This window comes from Hyphomicrobium sp. 2TAF46 (assembly GCF_052114865.1).
Classification (GTDB): domain Bacteria; phylum Pseudomonadota; class Alphaproteobacteria; order Rhizobiales; family Hyphomicrobiaceae; genus Hyphomicrobium_B.
Window position 1 is genome coordinate 181,249 of record NZ_JBFRFO010000005.1, and the last position, 17,526, is coordinate 198,774.

Annotated in this window: 16 protein-coding genes, 1 tRNA gene and 1 riboswitch; of the genes, 8 read left to right on the forward strand and 9 right to left on the reverse strand. The window is 60.3% G+C overall.

Features of this window, described 5'->3' with window-relative positions:
- Positions 1-2: 2 nt before the first annotated feature.
- From AB4Z24_RS12270 to fsa, 4 genes are all read right to left on the reverse strand, one after another.
- The gene (locus tag AB4Z24_RS12270; RefSeq protein WP_441708463.1) at positions 3-1,034 is read right to left on the reverse strand and encodes a TraB/GumN family protein; all 1,032 of its coding nucleotides are present in this window, start codon (positions 1,032-1,034) and stop codon (positions 3-5) included.
- 30 nt (positions 1,035-1,064) lie between these two features.
- On the reverse strand, positions 1,065-2,039 hold the full coding sequence (locus AB4Z24_RS12275) for a tyrosine recombinase XerC (protein WP_441708805.1): 975 nt from the start codon (positions 2,037-2,039) through the stop codon (positions 1,065-1,067).
- 77 nt (positions 2,040-2,116) lie between these two features.
- Complete coding sequence (locus tag AB4Z24_RS12280; protein ID WP_441708465.1) at positions 2,117-3,541, reverse strand: FAD-binding oxidoreductase; 1,425 nt, start codon at positions 3,539-3,541, stop codon at positions 2,117-2,119.
- A 15-nt stretch (positions 3,542-3,556) separates the two neighbouring features.
- Positions 3,557-4,213, reverse strand: a complete 657-nt coding sequence (gene fsa / locus AB4Z24_RS12285) for a fructose-6-phosphate aldolase (protein WP_441708467.1) — start codon at positions 4,211-4,213, stop codon at positions 3,557-3,559.
- Positions 4,214-4,317: 104 nt separating this feature from the next.
- On the opposite strand from fsa, the gene AB4Z24_RS12290 reads away from it, so the two are divergent.
- From AB4Z24_RS12290 to AB4Z24_RS12315, 6 genes are all read left to right on the forward strand, one after another.
- Positions 4,318-6,552 (forward strand): primosomal protein N', encoded by a 2,235-nt coding sequence (locus AB4Z24_RS12290; protein ID WP_441708469.1) that lies wholly within the window; start codon positions 4,318-4,320, stop codon positions 6,550-6,552.
- Positions 6,553-6,724: 172 nt separating this feature from the next.
- Positions 6,725-7,675 carry a glutathione synthase gene (gene gshB, locus AB4Z24_RS12295; RefSeq protein WP_441708470.1) on the forward strand — a complete coding sequence of 317 codons (951 nt, stop codon included), beginning with the start codon at positions 6,725-6,727 and terminating at the stop codon, positions 7,673-7,675.
- Positions 7,672-8,211: a hypothetical protein gene (locus tag AB4Z24_RS12300; protein WP_441708472.1), complete on the forward strand. Its 540-nt coding sequence runs from the start codon at positions 7,672-7,674 to the stop codon at positions 8,209-8,211. Before gshB ends, AB4Z24_RS12300 begins: the two co-directional genes overlap by 4 nt.
- Before the next feature lie 111 nt (positions 8,212-8,322).
- On the forward strand, positions 8,323-9,144 hold the full coding sequence (locus AB4Z24_RS12305; RefSeq protein ID WP_441708474.1) for a hypothetical protein: 822 nt from the start codon (positions 8,323-8,325) through the stop codon (positions 9,142-9,144).
- A 182-nt stretch (positions 9,145-9,326) separates the two neighbouring features.
- The gene (locus AB4Z24_RS12310) at positions 9,327-10,856 is read left to right on the forward strand and encodes a YifB family Mg chelatase-like AAA ATPase (RefSeq protein WP_441708476.1); all 1,530 of its coding nucleotides are present in this window, start codon (positions 9,327-9,329) and stop codon (positions 10,854-10,856) included.
- A gap of 10 nt (positions 10,857-10,866) precedes the next feature.
- Positions 10,867-11,148, forward strand: a complete 282-nt coding sequence (locus AB4Z24_RS12315; RefSeq protein WP_441708477.1) for a KTSC domain-containing protein — start codon at positions 10,867-10,869, stop codon at positions 11,146-11,148.
- Between the two features lie 17 nt (positions 11,149-11,165).
- Here the strand turns inward: AB4Z24_RS12315 and folD are convergent, their stop codons facing one another.
- The 3 genes from folD to AB4Z24_RS12330 are packed head-to-tail and all read right to left on the reverse strand — an operon-like array spanning position 11,166 to position 12,714.
- Positions 11,166-12,053: a bifunctional methylenetetrahydrofolate dehydrogenase/methenyltetrahydrofolate cyclohydrolase FolD gene (folD, locus tag AB4Z24_RS12320; RefSeq protein WP_441708479.1), complete on the reverse strand. Its 888-nt coding sequence runs from the start codon at positions 12,051-12,053 to the stop codon at positions 11,166-11,168.
- Positions 12,054-12,076: 23 nt separating this feature from the next.
- Positions 12,077-12,427 (reverse strand): DUF167 family protein, encoded by a 351-nt coding sequence (locus tag AB4Z24_RS12325; RefSeq protein WP_441708481.1) that lies wholly within the window; start codon positions 12,425-12,427, stop codon positions 12,077-12,079.
- Positions 12,424-12,714 carry a YggT family protein gene (locus AB4Z24_RS12330; protein WP_290994213.1) on the reverse strand — a complete coding sequence of 97 codons (291 nt, stop codon included), beginning with the start codon at positions 12,712-12,714 and terminating at the stop codon, positions 12,424-12,426. The genes AB4Z24_RS12325 and AB4Z24_RS12330 overlap by 4 nt, the downstream gene beginning before the upstream one ends.
- Positions 12,715-12,942: 228 nt before the next feature.
- Between AB4Z24_RS12330 and AB4Z24_RS12335 the strand changes: the two genes are divergently transcribed.
- Positions 12,943-13,018, forward strand: a tRNA-Ala gene (locus AB4Z24_RS12335).
- Positions 13,019-13,527: 509 nt separating this feature from the next.
- On the opposite strand, the gene AB4Z24_RS12340 is transcribed toward AB4Z24_RS12335, so the two are convergent.
- Together AB4Z24_RS12340 and AB4Z24_RS12345 are read right to left on the reverse strand one after the other, a co-directional pair.
- A complete protein-coding gene (locus tag AB4Z24_RS12340) occupies positions 13,528-13,842 on the reverse strand; it encodes a helix-turn-helix domain-containing protein (RefSeq protein WP_441708482.1) in 315 nt (104 codons plus the stop codon).
- Positions 13,829-14,209: a type II toxin-antitoxin system RelE/ParE family toxin gene (locus tag AB4Z24_RS12345; protein ID WP_441708484.1), complete on the reverse strand. Its 381-nt coding sequence runs from the start codon at positions 14,207-14,209 to the stop codon at positions 13,829-13,831. Before AB4Z24_RS12345 ends, AB4Z24_RS12340 begins: the two co-directional genes overlap by 14 nt.
- Before the next feature lie 630 nt (positions 14,210-14,839).
- Positions 14,840-15,034, forward strand: a riboswitch (cobalamin riboswitch).
- Positions 15,035-15,140: 106 nt separating this feature from the next.
- Between AB4Z24_RS12345 and AB4Z24_RS12350 the strand changes: the two genes are divergently transcribed.
- Complete coding sequence (locus AB4Z24_RS12350; protein ID WP_441708486.1) at positions 15,141-17,480, forward strand: TonB-dependent receptor; 2,340 nt, start codon at positions 15,141-15,143, stop codon at positions 17,478-17,480.
- Positions 17,481-17,526 lie beyond the last annotated feature (46 nt).

Genomic DNA, 17,526 nt, shown 5'->3' on the forward strand with positions numbered 1-17,526 from the left:
CGCTACTCGACCGGCGTCACCGTGTAGCCGGACTCGCGAAGCAAGGCGACGAGGCCTCCTGGCCCCGGCAGATGCAGCGCGCCGATTGCGACGAAGGCATTCCCCTTCTCGAGAAGCGGCAAGGCGGCATCACGCATTTTGCCGTTTCGATCGACTAATAGCGCCTTCTTGAATCCATCGAACGTTGACGGGGGTGCTCCGCTCTCGGCGGCAAGCACCAGCTGAAATGGCATCGCTGCCCCGATCTGGCGCTTCGCATACATCTGCACCATCGTTTCCATCATGTCATCGGCGCGGTCGACGTAATCGAGCTCGACTTTCAAGATCGCGAGCTGCTGATCGTCGGGAATGGACGCCAGCGCCCCGAGCTGACTTTCGATCGTCTCGAGGCCCGTAATGGTTATGCCGTGTTTTTGCGCTTCGGCCGCGACGCGCAGATCGAGCACGGCTTTGCCGGAAGCGACTTGCTTGCGTTCGCAGTCGGACGTCGCAAGCAGCATGCTGACGAGCCATGGCTTCATCAGCGCCGCGAACTCGCCCGGCATCCCGGATTTGACGACAATCCGCTCAACCTTTTTATAGTCGTCGTCCGAGAGCATGCTCTTCAGCGATTGCCCGTCCGTATAGACGATGAGCTTTGCCGCGTTCGCCATCGCAGCCGCCATGGCCTCGGGCGATAGATCGGCGACTTCGAGCGCCACCGACCTCGCATGCGCAATGGCATCGATTGCAGCAGGCGGAAGTTCGGCGATGCGAGGATCGCTGAGATGCATCGTTCCGAATAAGTAAGAAGTTCCCGCCCCCGGCTTTTCGACCTTCCACAGCATCGCTTCGGTGTTGGAGAGCGCTTTGCTCTCGGCCATCACCTTCGCGTAAATGTCGGGCTTTTTGGCCTGCATCTCGGCCAGCATATCCGTACCCTGACAATGGGCGTCATCGGCCAGGGCCGGACCACCGACGAATCCGCCGGCGATAAAAATCAGCGCGCAAATCGCGCGGCGGATGTGTTGGAGCGTTTGGTTGAAGGACGGCATGGAAATACTCTTGAACAAGCGTCAGGGGCCTTACCGGCGCGCCGCTCTCGGATGAGCCTGGTCATAAACTGTCAGTAAACGTGCCCGGTCGACTTCTGTATAGACTTGCGTCGTCGAGAGCGAGGCATGGCCCAAAAGCTCCTGAATTTGGCGTAAATCCGCACCCGCCGAGAGTAGGTGTGTTGCAAACGAATGGCGAAGCGCATGCGGCGTTGCCGTATCCGGCAGTTGCAGTTCGAGACGCAACTTTTCCATCGCGAGCTGGATCAGCCTTGGTGACAACGGGCCGCCGCGCGCCCCACGAAAAAGCGGCATCTCAGGTTCCAGAGGATATGGGCAGAGCCGCATATATTTCGAGATCGCGTCGGAAACGACGGCGAGCGCTGGGACGAGGCGCTCTTTCCCGCCTTTGCCCGTCACGTGCATGATATCGCGCCCGTCGATCGGAGCCGTGCGCGGCGTCAGGCTCAACGCTTCGCTGATGCGCAATCCCGACCCGTAGAGCAGCATCATGACGGCGGTGTCGCGCGCCGTGATCCATTCTTCGCTATCACCTCCGCTCCGCTCGATGAGCGAGGCCGCGCCTTGAACGGTCAACGGTTTCGGAATCGAATGCGGGATCTTCGGCGCAGCGACCTGCAGGATCGCGCGATTTTTTAACGTTTCCTCACGTTCGAGCCATCTGAACAATGTGCGCAGAGCCGATAGCGTCCGCGCCAGAGACCGCGACGTCACGCCGGCCTTTCGCCGCCCGGCGAGAAAAACGCGGATGGTCTTCGCATCCAGCCTTTCGAGATCACCAAGGCAAGGCGGATGACCGAGGTGCTTCTTGAGGAACGCGAGGAACTGCCGCGCATCGCGCTCGTAGGCCTCGCGCGTCGCCGCGCTTTGTCCGCGCTCTACGACCAGGTGATCGAGCCACGCCTCGACGACACCCTTCAGTTCGCCGCTGAGCGGCAGCTCGGCATCTCCGGCCAAAACTTCGTCGAGCGATTGCGCCAAAATTTGCCCCCACGTCGCCGTCGAGCGTCGCTTCTAACCGTCGGCCGCGTTGGTTAATCAAAAGTTAACGCCGACGCGAACTAAAGCAACTTGCCGGGGTTGAGGATCCCCTTGGGATCGAGTGCCAGCTTGATCGCGCGCATCACGTCGATCTCGACGGCGGACTTATACCGCACGAGCGCATCGCGCTTCATTTGCCCGATGCCGTGCTCGGCCGAGATCGACCCGTCGAGTTGCGCAACGAGATCGAAGATGGCGTTGGCCATCGTATCCCAGAGGGCCAGATACTGCGTGCGATCCATCCGCTCGGGCTGACTGACGTTATAATGCAGGTTGCCGTCACCGAAATGTCCGAACGGCACCGGCCGCGCGCCCGGACACACGCCTTCGACGACTGCCGCCGCGCGCTCGAGAAACTCAGGGATTCGCGCGACAGGCACCGAGATGTCGTGCTTGATGCTGCCGCCCGCACCCTTCTGAGCTTCCGAAAAGGCGTCGCGCAATTGCCAGAAGTTCTCCGCCTGCCGGAGCGACCGCGCAATGGTGGCATCGGAGATGAGACCCTTCGCATGCGCGCTCGCCAGGAAAGGCTCGATGGTGTTCGGGATGCGCGCGCCCGACCCGCAGTGCGAAAGTTCGATAAGCGCGTACCACGGATAAGCATCCGTGAACGGGTCGCGAAGACCCGGAACGTAGCTCAGCGCGAACTCCTGTGCGCGATGCGCCCAGAATTCGAATGCGGTCAACGCTCCGCCCGCCTCCGCTTCGGCCATGCGAAACAGCCTCAGTGCATGCTTCGGCGATTGCAGCGCGACGATTGCGGTCTCGCGTTCCGCCGGTGTCGGGAAAAGCTTTACGCAGGCGGCCGTGATAACGCCGAGCGTGCCTTCCGAGCCGATCAGCAGATCTCTGAGATCGTAGCCTGTGTTGTCCTTCTTGAGACGCCGCAAGCCATTCCAAACACGGCCATCGGCAAATACGGCCTCGAGTCCGAGCGTCAGGCTGCGGGCATTCCCATAGGCCAGAACGGCGGTGCCGCCTGCGTTCGTCGCCAGCACGCCGCCGACTTGCGCGCTGCCTTCTGACGCCAGGCTCAACGGAAATATGCGGGCCGCTGCAATGGCCGCCTGCTGAGCGGCATGCAGCGTCACGCCCGCTTCGACAATCATCGTTCCACCAGCCGCGTCGACGTCACGAACAGCCTTGAGACGGCCGAGCGACAGCACGACTTCGTTGCCGGCGAGCGAAGGGATCTGCCCGCCGACAAGCCCCGTATTGCCACCCTGCGGAACGATTGCAACGTCTTCCGCATTGGCGAGCGCCAGGATGCGCGAGACTTCATCCGTTGAGCCGGGCCGCAGCACGACCGGCGTCTTGCCCGTGTAGCGGTCTCGCCATTCAGTGAGATACCCGGCTTGATCGTCAGCGCGCGTCAAGGCATGTGCGTCGCCGACGATGTGTGCGAAACGCTCGATCAGATCGTTCGATAAGGTCCGTGTTCGCACTTTGCCGTGCCTGCCTCACACGATCTTTTGTCCGGTCTTCTTCCAGTCGTTGACGAAGGTGACGAGCCCGGCATCGGTTAGCGGATGCTTGACGAGCGCCTTCAGAATGGCCGGCGGAATAGTCGCCACATCGGCGCCGATCATGGCTGCCTCTTTGACGTGGTTCACGGTGCGGATCGATGCAGCGAGAATGTCCGTCGAGAGATCGGGATAGTTGTCGTAGATCGCCCGGATCTCGCGAATGACGTCCATGCCATTGAGGCCGATGTCGTCGAGGCGCCCGATGAACGGCGAAACGAACGTTGCTCCGGCCTTCGCCGCGAGCAGTGCCTGGTTCGCCGAAAAGCACAGCGTCACGTTCACCATCGTCCCGTCGCCGGTCAGCGCTTTGCAGGCTTTGAGGCCATCGAGCGTCAACGGCACTTTGATAGTGACGTTCTTCGCGATCTTACGCAGCACCTCCGCTTCCTGCATCATGCCGGCGTAGTCGGTCGCTGCGACCTCGGCCGATACGGGCCCCGGAACCACGGCGCAAATCTCTTTGACGATTTCCTTGAAGTCGCGGCCGGCCTTCGCAACAAGAGACGGGTTCGTCGTAACACCGTCCAGCAAGCCCGTCGCCGCCAACTCTTTGATCTCGGTCACGTCGGCGGTATCGACGAAGAATTTCATTTCTTTCTCCTCACCTCGTCCTTAAGTCTTGGCCCTGCCTTTGGTGCGCCGCAACTTCCCGGCAAACCTAGCACGACCGATTCTTGGAGGAAGCTTCTAGTCCGTTGAACGCCCCTTTGGATAGCCTGCTTCAAATCCTGGATAACAACGCCGCTGCGGCCTCTCGCAGCGTCCCCGTGCTGATGCCCGTGGCGCTCGATCAGACCTATGACTATCTGGTGCCGGAGGGGATGGACGCCGAGCCGGGCGCCTTCGTGCTCGTGCCCTTCGGGCCGCAAACCCGCATCGGAATTGTTTGGGATACGCCGCGCGGCGAGGGCAAACCCGTTGATCCCAAGAAGCTTAAGGCTCTGACGAGCCGCATTGACGCACCTTGTCTGCCGGAAATTTCGATGCGCTTCGCCGAATGGGTCGCGCGCTACACTTTGGCGCCCCTCGGCATGGTCGCGCGCATGATGATGAGCGCCGACGCCGCGTTCGAGCCGCCGAAGCATCGGTTCGGCGTGTGCATCGTCGAAGGCGCGACTCCCCCGCCGAAGATGACCCCGGCCCGAACCCGTGTCATGGAAATCGCCGCCGACGGCCTCGTGCGCTCGAAATCGGATCTCGCCAATCTTGCCGGCTGCTCGACGGGCGTGATCGATGGCCTCGCCGCCGCAGGTCAGCTGGTCGAAGTGGCGATCCCCGAACGCGTCTTTCCACGGCCGCACGCCCATCACGGCGTGACAGACTTTACTGCCGATCAGACGCGTGCCGTCGAAAGCCTGAGAAGCGCCGTCGATGCCGGCAATTTCTCCGTCACCTTGCTCGACGGCGTCACCGGCTCCGGCAAAACTGAAGTCTATTTCGAAGCTGTGGCGCGCGCGCTTACAGCCGGCCGCCAGACCCTCATCCTGCTGCCCGAAATTGCCCTGACGAGCCAGTTCCTCGACCGCTTCGCCCGCCGCTTCGGGGCGCCACCCGTCGAATGGCATTCGGCCCTCAGTCCTGCCGAGCGCGGCCGCATCTGGAAAGGCGTCGCGCGCGGAGACGTCCGCTGCGTCGTCGGCGCACGCTCGGCACTGTTCCTGCCGTTCTCTGATCTGGGCCTGATTGTCGTCGACGAAGAGCACGACCAGGGCTTCAAGCAGGATGATCGCGTGCACTACCAGGGACGCGACATGGCCGTCGTGCGCGGCAACCTCGGAAAATTCCCCGTCATCCTCGCATCCGCGACGCCGTCGATCGAAAGCCACGTGAACGCGCTCATCGGACGGTATCGCCATGCCATCCTGCCGGGACGCTTTTCGGGTGTCGAAATGCCAGGCGTCTCGGCGATCGATCTCCGTTCGGAAAAACTCGCACCTGGCAAATGGTTGGCCGAGCGGCTCGTCGCGTCGATGACCGAGACGATGGAAAAGGGCCAGCAAACCTTGCTGTTCTTGAACCGGCGCGGCTACGCACCGTTGACGCTGTGCCGGTCTTGTGGACATCGCCTCGAATGCCCGCAATGTACGGCGTGGCTCGTCGAGCATCGCTTCAAGAAGAAGCTGACATGCCATCACTGCGGTTTCTCGCTGTCGCTTCCCGAGAAATGCCCGAAGTGCGCCGCGCCGGGTTCTCTCGTCGCCTGCGGTCCGGGTGTCGAGCGCGTGCAGGAAGAGGTCGCTGAACGCTTCCCTGACGCGCGCGTCGCGCTGCTCTCGTCCGATCTCATTCCGGGATTGCCCGAAATGCGCGAGATGATCCGCGGCATCGAAGCCCGCGAATTCGACATCATCATCGGCACGCAGATTGTCGCCAAGGGACACAACTTCCCGGGCCTCGCACTCGTCGGCGTCGTCGATGGCGATTTGGGACTGGCCCACGGTGCCGATCCGCGCTCCGCCGAACGCACGTTCCAGCTCTTGCATCAGGTGACGGGCCGCGCTGGGCGAACGAGCTTCGTTGGCCGCGGCTTCGTGCAAACCTATTCTCCGGAGCATCCCGTGATGGCGGCAATCGTCGCCGGCGACCGCAACGCGTTCCTGAATTATGAGGTCAAAACACGCCAGGCCGGTCTCCTGCCGCCCTATGGCCGACTGGCGGCGATCGTCATCTCGGCGCGTGACAAACCTCTGACCGAACAGGTCGCCCGCGAGATCGCGCGGCGAGCACCCCCGAGCGACGTCATTTCGGTCCTCGGCCCGTCCGAAGCCCCCATCGCCGTCGTCCGCGGCCGCCACCGCTGGCGTCTGCTCGTGAAAGCCCCGCGCGACGCCGATCTGCAAAGCTATTTGCGGGCATGGGCTGGAATGATTCCAAAACTCAAGTCCGACGTCCGGATCACCGTCGATATCGACCCCTATAATTTCCTATGATTTGAGTTCGTCTAATTCGAGGGTTTCTGCGGCATGTTTGCCATAAGCCGCGAACCACTTATGCGAACGGCCCGCCCGTCATTCCGCCCGCTCCGCAAATCGTCTAAACGACGATGAGGGCACGGCCTCAGCCGAGCCTGATGAACCTTTAAGCCTGCCACGAAAGCACTTTATGTCACTTCGCATTGCCGTCCAGATGGACCCGATCGATCGCATCGACATTAGTGGCGATTCGACGTTCGCCATCCTCCTCGAAGCGCAGAAGCGCGGACATGACATTTTCTACTATACGCCGTTCGATCTCGCCTTGCGCGGCAACGAGGTGCTGGCGCGCGGTCAGACGCTGAAGGTCGAAGACAAGCGCGGCGCGCACTACGCGCTCTCGAATCCGCGCACCGAAAATCTGGGCGACCTCGACGTCGTGCTGCTGCGGCAGGACCCGCCGTTCGACATGGCCTACATCACGACCACGCATCTGCTCGAACGCATCCATCCGAAAACGCTCGTCGTCAACGATCCCACGAGCGTGCGCAACGCGCCGGAAAAGCTGTTCGTCCTCGATTTCCTCGATTTGATGCCGCCGACGCTCGTTACGCGTTCGCTTGCCGATGTGCAGGAGTTCCGCGCCGAATACAAGGACATCATCGTCAAGCCGCTCTATGGCAACGGCGGCGCCGCCGTCTTCCGTATCAGGCCCGAGGACGGCAACCTCGGCTCCCTCGTCGAGCTCTTTCAAACGGTGTTCCGCGAGCCCTTCATGGTGCAGGAGTTCCGTCCCGAAGTGAAGGAAGGCGACAAGCGCATCATCCTCGTCGACGGCGAGATCGCAGGCGCAATCAACCGTGTGCCGCAAGCCGGAGAAACGCGTTCGAACCTCCACGTCGGCGGCACCGCCACGAAGGTCGAACTGACCGATCGCGATCGTGAGATCTGCGCGCGTCTCAAACCTGAATTGAAGCGCCGCGGCCTGATCTTTACGGGCATTGACGTCATCGGTCCCTACATCACCGAGATCAACGTCACGTCTCCGACGGGCATCCGCCAGGTGAAGAACTTCGGCGGCAACGACATCGCCGCGATGATCTGGGACGTTATCGAAGACAAGAGAAAGCTTGGTTCATGAGTGCACGCGTCGAGATCAAGAGAACGAAAGGCACTTTTACGATGAGATTGATCGCGATCGCGAGCTCGCTGGCAGCACTCTTGTTCGTTGCCCTCGCGTTCCCATTGCATGAGGCTCAGGCCGTCACGGCCTCGCCGTTCGCGCCGCTGATCGGCCGTTGGTCGGGCATCGGCATGATCGGCTACAAGGCGAGCCTGCCCGAAAAAATCAAATGCCGCGCGACGTACCTTTTGACCGACACCGAAGACGAGCTGAAGCAAACGATCCGCTGTGCGACCGCGGGCGGCGCCGTTGAGATCGTCAGCAACGTCAAGGAAACCGCCGGCAAGCTGACGGGCCACTGGAAAGAAACGATCCACAATTTCGAGGGCGATCTGACCGGCGACGTCACGCCGAAAGGCTTTCACGTCGTCATCCAAGGGAGCGACGTCGCCGCCAACATGGACATCGTCGTCAACAACGACAAACAGGCGGTCGAAATTCAGTTCACGAACTCATCCCTGATCGGCATGACGCTGGTCATGACGAAGGGTTAGGCCGAACGCTGTTCGTTTTCGGCACTTGACGTCTGTGTTTGCCAAACTTGGAATCGGTGTATGGGAGCCTTAGAGGCAAGCAACTTCTAAGCGGCGCCAGGACCTTTTCGCATGACGGGGCGATTACGTGGCGTTAGGGCGAAAATTGAGCGGGCCGACGAATGCGTCCAGAATCTCAACAATGAGATCAGAGCCTTCGTTGGCGCGGACCCTAGGCCCTACCTCATCGTCAAAGAATTCGAAAACGACGCACGAGATTACGTTTTCAAAGTGCGAAGGGCCCGCGCGATTCCAGATCGCTTCGCGGTTCTTGCGGGCGAGATTATCCATCACCTCAGATCTAGCCTCGATCATCTTTTCTGTGCGCTTGTCGAGAGGGCTGGCAAGAAAGTTCAGAGAGGGCACGCATTCCCCATTTGTGCCTCGAAGAAAGAATTCCGAAAAGCTTGTGAGAAGGGAGCGATAAAGGACATTGCTGCCAGCGCCGCTGAAATCGTCACTAGGGTACAGCCATGCAATGCTTCGACGACTCCGCGTGACACCATTCTTTCTGCCGTAAGAGAAATGAACAACGTAGATAAACACCATCTCCTACTCGTCACTGCGGCAACAGCAATGCTGGGAGATACCGTTACCATCGGCGATCATTCCAGCGTCCCGATGCTGGACGTCCACGGCAACCCCCCTCGGATCATTGGGATGGGTCCGCCTGAAACAATCGAGGTCACTGAAAACTACAAAGAATTCTGGCGCATCAATCTCGCCACGCCCACGCCTCAGTTTGAGGCAAATGCCGATATCTCCATCGCAGTAGCTTTCAGCGAGTGCGGGCTTGCGAAGCATATCGATCTCACGAAGGTGCTGCCGGCGATGGTAGCGGGGATTACCCACACCATAAACGAGTTCAGGGGCGAGTTTGACGCCGACGACTAGTACTTCATCGCGCAGGAGCGCACCTCGCGGTACGTCACGAGGTGATGATCAAACCAAACCCAAAGACACGCGAACCCGGCACCGGAAGTTCATCGACACTGCGTGAGCACGGTGTCCCCGTCGTTCCCCATTCGTTCTTGACTTTGTCTCACCGTGCTGATTAGCTCCCTCCAGGGGGCAAAATGTACGGTCAAATCTCCACGCTCGCGTTCATTGGCATCGAGGCACGGCCCGTTGAAGTGCAGGTTCGGGTGACACCCGGCGCCGCCGCCTTTGCCATCGTCGGCTTGCCCGACAAGGCGGTCGCGGAAAGCCGCGAGCGCGTCCGCAATGCTCTTCACGCGGTGGGCCTCGGCCTGCCCTACAAGCACATCACCGTCAATCTCGCGCCCGCCGACTTGCCGAAGGAAGGCAGCCACTTCGATCTGGCGATCGTGCTCGCCATGATGTGTGCGATGGAGGCGATCGCGCCCGATGCCATCGCGGGCTATGCCGCCATCGGCGAGCTGGCGCTCGATGGGTCCATCCGCGCCGTGCCGGGCACGCTCCCCGCCGCAATCGGCGCCAACGCCATCGGCAAGGGCCTCATCTGCCCCGCAGCTTCAGGACCGGAAGCCGCCTGGGCGAGTGAGGACATCGCGATCCTGGCCGCGCCGCATCTCTTGTCGCTGGTCAATCACTTCAAGGGCACGCAGACGCTGTCGCGGCCCGAGCCGAACGTGCTTCCGACGCAGAGCTACGCCGCCGACCTCCGAGATATTAAGGGCCAGGAAACGGCCAAACGCGCCTTGGAAATTGCGGCGGCCGGCAACCACAACCTCTTGATGATTGGCCCACCGGGTTCTGGCAAATCGATGCTGGCCTCGCGCCTCCCATCGATATTGCCGCCGCTGCAACCCGAAGAGATCCTCGAAGTCTCGATGGTGCACTCGCTCGCAGGAGAGCTGATGGGCGGCAAGCTCACCGTCGAACGGCCGTTCCGCGCGCCGCATCATTCGGCCAGCATGGCGTCACTCGTCGGCGGCGGTTCGCGTCCGCGCCCCGGTGAGGTTTCTCTCGCCCACCACGGCGTTCTCTTCCTTGATGAGCTGCCCGAATTTCAGCCGAACGTGCTCGATGCTCTGCGCCAGCCGTTGGAAGCGGGAGAAACGGTCATCGCCCGCGCCAACCATCGGATTTCCTATCCATCTCGCATTCAGCTGATCGCGGCGATGAACCCCTGCAAATGCGGAGGCAGCAATCCCGGCGAGCCCTGCCGTCGTGGACCGCGCTGCGCCGGCGATTATCAGGCGCGCGTATCCGGCCCCCTGCTTGATCGCATCGATTTGCAGATCGAGGTTCCGGCGATTTCGGCAGCCGATCTTGTCCTGCCGTCGCCGTCGGAAGGAAGCGCCGAAGTCCGCTCGCGCGTCGCTGCCGCGCGCGAGCGCCAACGCGCACGGTTTGCAACGCTGGGTGCAAGGGGTGTCCGCACGAACGCCGATTGCTCGGCGGCGCTGCTCGAACAGACCGCGATGCCCGATGAAGCAGGTGTCACGTTGTTGCGGAACGCCGCTGAGACGCTTGGATTATCGGCGCGAGGCTTCCACCGCACGCTAAAAGTCGCGCGAACAATCGCCGACCTGGAGCGTTGTGACACCGTCTCTCGCGCTCATATCGCGGAGGCACTGAGTTATCGGGGGGAGACATTGCGGCAGGTAAGAGCGGCGTGAAGTACGTGGAATGGTGAAGCGTAAGGATTTCCGAAAATCTTCGACCATTCACGCCGCGGAGTATGATGGCGCGCACAAGACGCTGCATATCACTTTCGCAGATGGCAGCTGCTTCACCTATTTTGAAGTGCCGGGTCGCGAATACGAGGGCTTGGTTAAAGCAGCGTCTGTCGCCGAGTACTTCAAGAAGCGCATCCGCGACAAGTATATGTGCGAGGAGCGCATTGTGCGGCGCTCACCGCGCGCAAAGAAAAACGCCGGAACTCGAAAGTCCCGGCGCACACTTCACTGAATAGCGTTTTCGCGCGCTCAACCAAACGCCGATTTCACGCCTGCTTGCATCGCGGCAGCCTGAGCCGTATTCCGCAAGAGACATGCAATCGTCATCGGCCCGACTCCGCCCGGAACCGGCGTGATCGCACCGGCCACCTTCGCGCATTCTTCGTACGCGACATCGCCGACGATCTTCGTCTTGCCGCTCTCCGACGGAACGCGATTGATGCCGACGTCGATGATCGTCGCGCCGGGCTTGATCCAGCTGCCCTTGACCATCTCCGGAATGCCGACGGCAGCGATGACGAGGTCCGCGCCACGGACGACGTCTTCAATGTTCTTCGTGCGCGAATGCGCGATCGTGACCGTGCAGTTTTCCCTGAGCAGCAGCGCGGCCACCGGCTTGCCGACAATGTTCGACCGGCCGATGACGACGGCATTGAGGCCCGAAAGGTTCGGCAGCACGCTCTTCGCAAGGATAACCGATCCCGTCGGCGTGCACGGCACGAGTGCCCGCTCGCCAACCCAAAGCCGGCCGACGTTCACCGGATGAAAGCCGTCGACGTCCTTGTCGGGGCTGATGAGGTTCAGAACCTTCTCGGCGTTGATGTGCTTCGGCAGCGGCAGCTGCACGAGAATACCGTGACAGGCCGGATCGTTGTTGAGCTTCTCGACGAGGGCCAGCACGTCGGCTTCCGGCGTCTCGGCCGGAAGGCGGTGCTCCCACGAGTTCATGCCGACCTCGACGGTCTGCTTCGCCTTGTTCGCGACATAGACCTTGCTGGCCGGATCTTCGCCGACGAGCACGACGGCTAGTCCGGGCTTCAGGCCATGTTCTTTCTGAAGCCGCGCAACCTCCGCTGCAACTTCAGCGCGGACCTTCGCCGCGGTCTCTTTCCCATCGATGATTTGCGCCACGGACATTCCCGTCTTTCCTCCTCGTTCGCTTATTTTCTCAACTCGTCGGTTCGTTCCTGCAGCCGCCGCTCGAGCGCATCCGGGTCACCCGAAATCCGCAAGAATTTGAGCCGCGACTTGCCCCCGGATGCCAGCGAAACCGAGCTTTTCGCCACGCCGAGCCAACGGGCGACCAGCTCTTCGAGCGCCCTGTTGGCGGCTCCATCCTCGGGAAGTGCGCGGACACGCGCCTGGAAGGCCGGACCGTCGGGGGTTTCAACGACCCCGTCAATCGCCTCTTTGGAAGATTTCGGGGTCAGACGAAAGTGCGCAATGACGCACGCGCTCCCATGCCGCCAAGCCTTGCGGGCCGGCGGCTGGGACGCTGAGCGCCCGCTCACACGACGGCCTTGGCGATATTCGGCAGGATGACGGTCTGGATGAAATAGCAGAGCAGCAGCAGGATAACGGGCGAGATATCGAGCCCGCCCATGTTCGGAAGCGCGTTCCGGATGGGCTTGAGCAACGGTTCCGTGACCGCGTTAAGCCCCTGCCAGATCGAGCGAACCATCGGATTGTAGGCGTTGATGACCCCGAAGGCCATGAGCCAGCTGACGATCACTACGGCGATGACGACGTATGTATAGAGTGTGATGAGATAGCTGATAAAACCTAGAAGCTCGAGCATGCGCCGTCCCGCAGTTGCGTACCGTAGCGCCATGTAGCCCCGGTGCCCTATGCGCCGCAAGTAGCGATAAGGCTGCAGCGCCGCACCGGGCGGGAGAGAGGCCAAAACCGAGGAATTCGCCGCCCTTCTTCGGCCCATGCCCGGCCGTCCGCGGCCTTTGCAACCCCTGTTTTGCTCGACCCGCTTTCTTGACAACGAAGGGGCCCAAATCCTAAATCCCCGGTCATTGGGGCCGTAGCTCAGATGGGAGAGCGCTGCAATCGCACTGCAGAGGTCAGGGGTTCGATTCCCCTCGGCTCCACCAGCTGCTTGCTAAGTACCTATAGTCGGTAACTTAGTAACAATATCAGCCACTTACGCATGATCGTCGGTATGCATGCTTGGTATACTTCGAGGCATGAAAGCAGTGGCCGGTACTCATCATCTCCAACGCCGCGGTGCCATTTCGCACGACTATCCTCGTGTCCCAAAAGCGCCCCGGCTAGATCAAGGCTGCAACCGACACCATTCCCGAGATTATTGGTGATGAGACGCCCGTCCACGCAATCGCCGATGACGTCGTGCAGCGCGTGAGAAGCTGTCTCTCGCGTATGCCGACAGACTGAAGATTGACCAGAGGCCCATAATCGACGAGGCGCTCGCGCGAGCGGAAAAGGAGGGAAGGCCGACCCTCGCGTCACCGATGCAACAAAGCTATCTCGATGTCTTGCGCGAGCTGCTCCAGGTCGCAAAGCGCAAGAAGCTATCGCCGAATAATCCCGCCGAAGACGCTCGTCCGATCAAGCAGCATAAAACGGCCACCGATCAGAAACGTCATTGGATGGCGCTCAACCCATTGGCTTTGATAATAGTGAGAAGCCTCACGACTGGACCGACGGGCTTGCGCGCGCCACGTTCCCAGTCGCGAACGAAACTTTCTGGTACATTGAGATATCCGGCAAAAAGAGTCGGACTGACACCCTCACGCTTTCTTAGCGCTTCGAGGTCGCGCGGGGTAAACTCTTCGGAAACGAATAGGCACTTTACGTCGAATGCGTACATAGCTTCTTCTTTTATGAGGCCATGGCGATAGTGGATTGAGGCGGTCTTGTGGGCGACTTCTAAAGCAGCGCTTCTATAATTTTTCATGGTGTCGAACTTCTAAGAGTTTCCCTTTGGTCGTGAGTAGAGTGATCGACTCTTGCTCTAGATTTAGCAGGTAGAGCGCGAGGTCCTGGTAGGCTGAGAGTTCACGATGACTGAGATCATCGGAGCGATGTTGGGGGAAGGTGTAGAGGACGATACTTAAGCTTTCTCCTCGGCAGGCAAGGATGGTGCAATAGCCTCGGCGGCGGCGAGTGGGTGAGCGGAGTATCCTTCGCCGGACCAATCCGTGTCCAAGATCGAGATCGAGGCTAGGATCTTCGACGCGCGTGATGGCTTCCCAAAGCTCGCTGTCCGTCACCCGCTGGGATTGAGCATTGCGAACGAATTGGCTGGTCTTGAAAACCCGCACTCCGGTTCCTCATCTCCGTGCGATATCGATCTGGCGAATGGTCTTTAGGTCCGGCACGTTCACCACGAAGCCCTTCCTATCGGCCGCTTCACTAGAAGACGATTGAGCGAGCGCCAATGCGAAGCAGAATTCAAAAAAACTGAAATAATTCTCGGTCGCACTCGATAGGTGACGGAGATCCAAGAAGATTTTCCCAATTCACGACACGGGGAATTGGAGCTGCATCACGGGTACCGTCTTCATCGATCGGCTCTTGGCCAGGCCATCTCGCCCGAAACCCTTCTATCATGCGCTGGGCGGTATCTGACCTTTCCGTGCTGCTCGAACCCCATGCCGTATTGGCATTGAGGCACGTGTCGCCGACGTCATGTCCCACCCTCCCAATTCCATCATTTCCCGTGCACCCGATCCCGCGGTCCGCGTTGAAGTGCCAGCGCGAATTCAGCGGCAATGCACCGATCAACCGGAGCAAAAGACGAGTGCGATGCCAGGGTATCGAGCAGGATGGCCGGAGATCGGAAGCTTCCGCGCCCTGACGGCTCGAATCCATCGCGACACATCCCCTGTGTGTCGTCTTGAGCACATCATCTTGCGGTTCGCCGCCGAGCGATTGATTTACCGGTGAGCATATCGGACAGTGTTCAAGTCGGTTCCCTCACGGGACTAACAGGGAATGCGGTGATGGCACGAGCCAAAAGCCGCGGCTGCCCCCGCAACTGTAAGCGGTGAGTTCTGACCTTGATGTCACTGGAGTCCTGCTCCGGGAAGACGGTTGGAACGCTAAGATCCGCGAGCCAGGAGACCTGCCGACAGTCGTGGTCACACGCGAGCACGCGTCGGACGGGGTGTTCCGATCGTTGACGACCTGGCAGTCTGCCCAGGGCGCCTTCGTTCGCGGTGACGTGCCACAATCGTCGACCGCGCAGGAATCATGTCCTACAAGTTTGCCGAAATGCCACGCCGCTCTGGCGCGCATTTGCTTCGCCTCAATCTCATCGCCGGAATTTCGGTGGTTGCCGCCACAGCGAGTTCGAACTCGTATGCCCAGGAGGCGCAAAAGAAGGGCGCGAGCGGCTCCTCCGATCTGCCGCCAATCGTAGTGCTCGGAGACCAGGACAAAAAGAAGCCCGCGAAGAAGAAGACCTCGTCAAAGGAGAAGGAGAGCGGAACGCCGACGGCTGTCGCCACGGCCGTGGTGGAACAACCGGCGATCGATCCGGCGCGGACAGGCGTCAATACGCCGGTGAAGCCGGGTCTCAATCTTGATGTTCCGACGACGGCGGGCAGCCGGCTCAACCTGACGCCCATGGAAACACCTGCCAGCGTTGACGTCATTTCCGGTGAGACGGCGCGCGAACGCGGTCAGGACACCGTCACGGATGCGGTGACGCACAACGCGCCTGGTTTTAGCAGCGTCGCCAATCCCGTCTACGGTCAGGCGTTCGCATCGCGCGGATTTCAAGGGAACGGTTCGGTCGTCCGGCTCTATGACGGAACGCGCATATCGCCAGGCAACGGCAGCGTCACGTTTCCCTTCAACATGTGGTCCGTCGATCGAATAGAAGTGCTGCACGGCCCGGCGTCGGTGCTTTACGGCGAGGGTGCCATTGGCGGCGCCATCAACATCGTCCCCAAAAAGCCGATTACAACGGGATTTGAGAACGAAGCCCAGATCTACGTCGATTCCAACATGACGCGGCGCTTCTCCTTCGATACCGCCGGTCCGCTCAACAATGCGCTCTCTTACCGCTTCGATGTCACGGGCGATAAGTCCGATGGCTGGGCGGACAACGGCGATTCAGAGAACTTCGGAATCTCCGGCGCGCTCCGCCTGCAGGCTTCGCCTGAATTGGTATTCACGTTATCGACCGACTACGGCAACCAGCAGCCTATGCGGTATTTCGGGACGCCATTCCGCGGCGACAGGATCGACGAGAGCCTCCGCGAAAAAAACTATAACGTCGGCGACAGCAAGATCGAGTTCAAGGACAGCTGGACGCAGCTCACGACCGAATATACGCCGAGCAGCACGCTCGCGTTTCGTAACATTTCCTACGTCATGAGCAGCAACAGGGAATGGCGGAACGCCGAAACCTACTTCCTCAATTCCGTGACCGGCGATGTCGACCGCAGCAGCTTCAATCACATCAGGCAGCAACAGGACGCCGTCGGGAGCCGCACGGATGCGACGATCAAGAGCCGTCCTTTGGGATTCGCCAACGAAACCGTCGTCGGCGGAGAAATCACGCATACGCGATTCGGCTATGCTAGCTATTTTCCACCCTATTCGGACTCGGTCAATCCATACAACTTCGATCCCGGCTCCTTTCCAAACCCCAACCGGCTTGATCCGAAGTTCACGTCCGAGCTCGATGAATATTCTGTCTTCGTCGAAAACCGGCTGCATCTTCTCAAAAATCTGACGATCGTAGGAGGCGTGCGTTACGACGTTCCGGTTCTCGAGCGCGCCGACAATCAATCAGGCGCGAATTTCGACCGCACGTTTCATGCGCTGGGATGGCGCGTCGGTGCGGTTTATGAGCCGGTCCGGGATTTCGCACTGTTCGCCCAGTATTCGGTCGCATCAGATCCGATCAACGTGCCGTTGCTCGATCTCGGCAAGAGCTTCTCGAAATTCAACCTTACAACAGGCGATCAAATCGAAGCCGGCGTAAAACAAATATTCTGGAACGGGCGCGGTCAGTGGACTCTCGCCGGATACAGGATCAACAAATACGACCTGCTCGTAATGGACCCCTCCTACGATCTGCAGCAGATCGGCCAGCAGTCATCGTATGGTGTCGAAGCGTCTGCCGGAATTGAACTCGGCTACGGTTGGCGCATCGATGCCAACGCCGCATGGCTCAAAGCCCAGTACGACGATTACAAGTACGTCGATGCAAGCACGTTCGAAGTCACCGACTACAGCGGCAAAATTCCGATCCTGATTCCGGAGCAAACCGCCAACGTCTGGTTGACGTGGGCCTTTGCGCAAGGCTGGCAGGCGATGGGCGGCGTGCAATATATCGGCAAGGCGTACGAGAATTTCGCCAATACCCTCGAGCGGCCGGGCTATACGATCTTCAACGCGGGCTTGCAATGGAAGCCGACCGACAAGATGACCATCGATTTCCGCGTCGATAACGTCTTCGACAAAGTCTATGCGCAGTACCTCAAGTATGATGATCCGGCACAGTTCGGCTCAGGCGCAATCCAAGGTTATCTTGGCCAGCCGCGTACCTTCTCCGGCACGGTGTCATGGAAGTTCTGACGCGCACGAATAGCTTCGTTCCGCCGGCACTTGGTCATCGGGAGCG

What these genes read in the sequence shown, in the direction of transcription:
- AB4Z24_RS12270 (WP_441708463.1), bottom strand. Translation starts at nt 1,034, where the DNA reads ATGCCGTCCTTCAACCAAACGCTCCAACACATCCGCCGCGCGATTTGC.
- fsa (WP_441708467.1), bottom strand. Translation starts at nt 4,213, where the DNA reads ATGAAATTCTTCGTCGATACCGCCGACGTGACCGAGATCAAAGAGTTG.
- gshB (WP_441708470.1), top strand. Translation starts at nt 6,725, where the DNA reads ATGTCACTTCGCATTGCCGTCCAGATGGACCCGATCGATCGCATCGAC.
- AB4Z24_RS12300 (WP_441708472.1), top strand. Translation starts at nt 7,672, where the DNA reads ATGAGTGCACGCGTCGAGATCAAGAGAACGAAAGGCACTTTTACGATG.
- AB4Z24_RS12305 (WP_441708474.1), top strand. Translation starts at nt 8,323, where the DNA reads ATGACGGGGCGATTACGTGGCGTTAGGGCGAAAATTGAGCGGGCCGAC.
- AB4Z24_RS12310 (WP_441708476.1), top strand. Translation starts at nt 9,327, where the DNA reads ATGTACGGTCAAATCTCCACGCTCGCGTTCATTGGCATCGAGGCACGG.
- AB4Z24_RS12315 (WP_441708477.1), top strand. Translation starts at nt 10,867, where the DNA reads ATGGTGAAGCGTAAGGATTTCCGAAAATCTTCGACCATTCACGCCGCG.
- folD (WP_441708479.1), bottom strand. Translation starts at nt 12,053, where the DNA reads ATGTCCGTGGCGCAAATCATCGATGGGAAAGAGACCGCGGCGAAGGTC.
- AB4Z24_RS12330 (WP_290994213.1), bottom strand. Translation starts at nt 12,714, where the DNA reads ATGCTCGAGCTTCTAGGTTTTATCAGCTATCTCATCACACTCTATACA.
- AB4Z24_RS12340 (WP_441708482.1), bottom strand. Translation starts at nt 13,842, where the DNA reads ATGAAAAATTATAGAAGCGCTGCTTTAGAAGTCGCCCACAAGACCGCC.
- AB4Z24_RS12350 (WP_441708486.1), top strand. Translation starts at nt 15,141, where the DNA reads ATGTCCTACAAGTTTGCCGAAATGCCACGCCGCTCTGGCGCGCATTTG.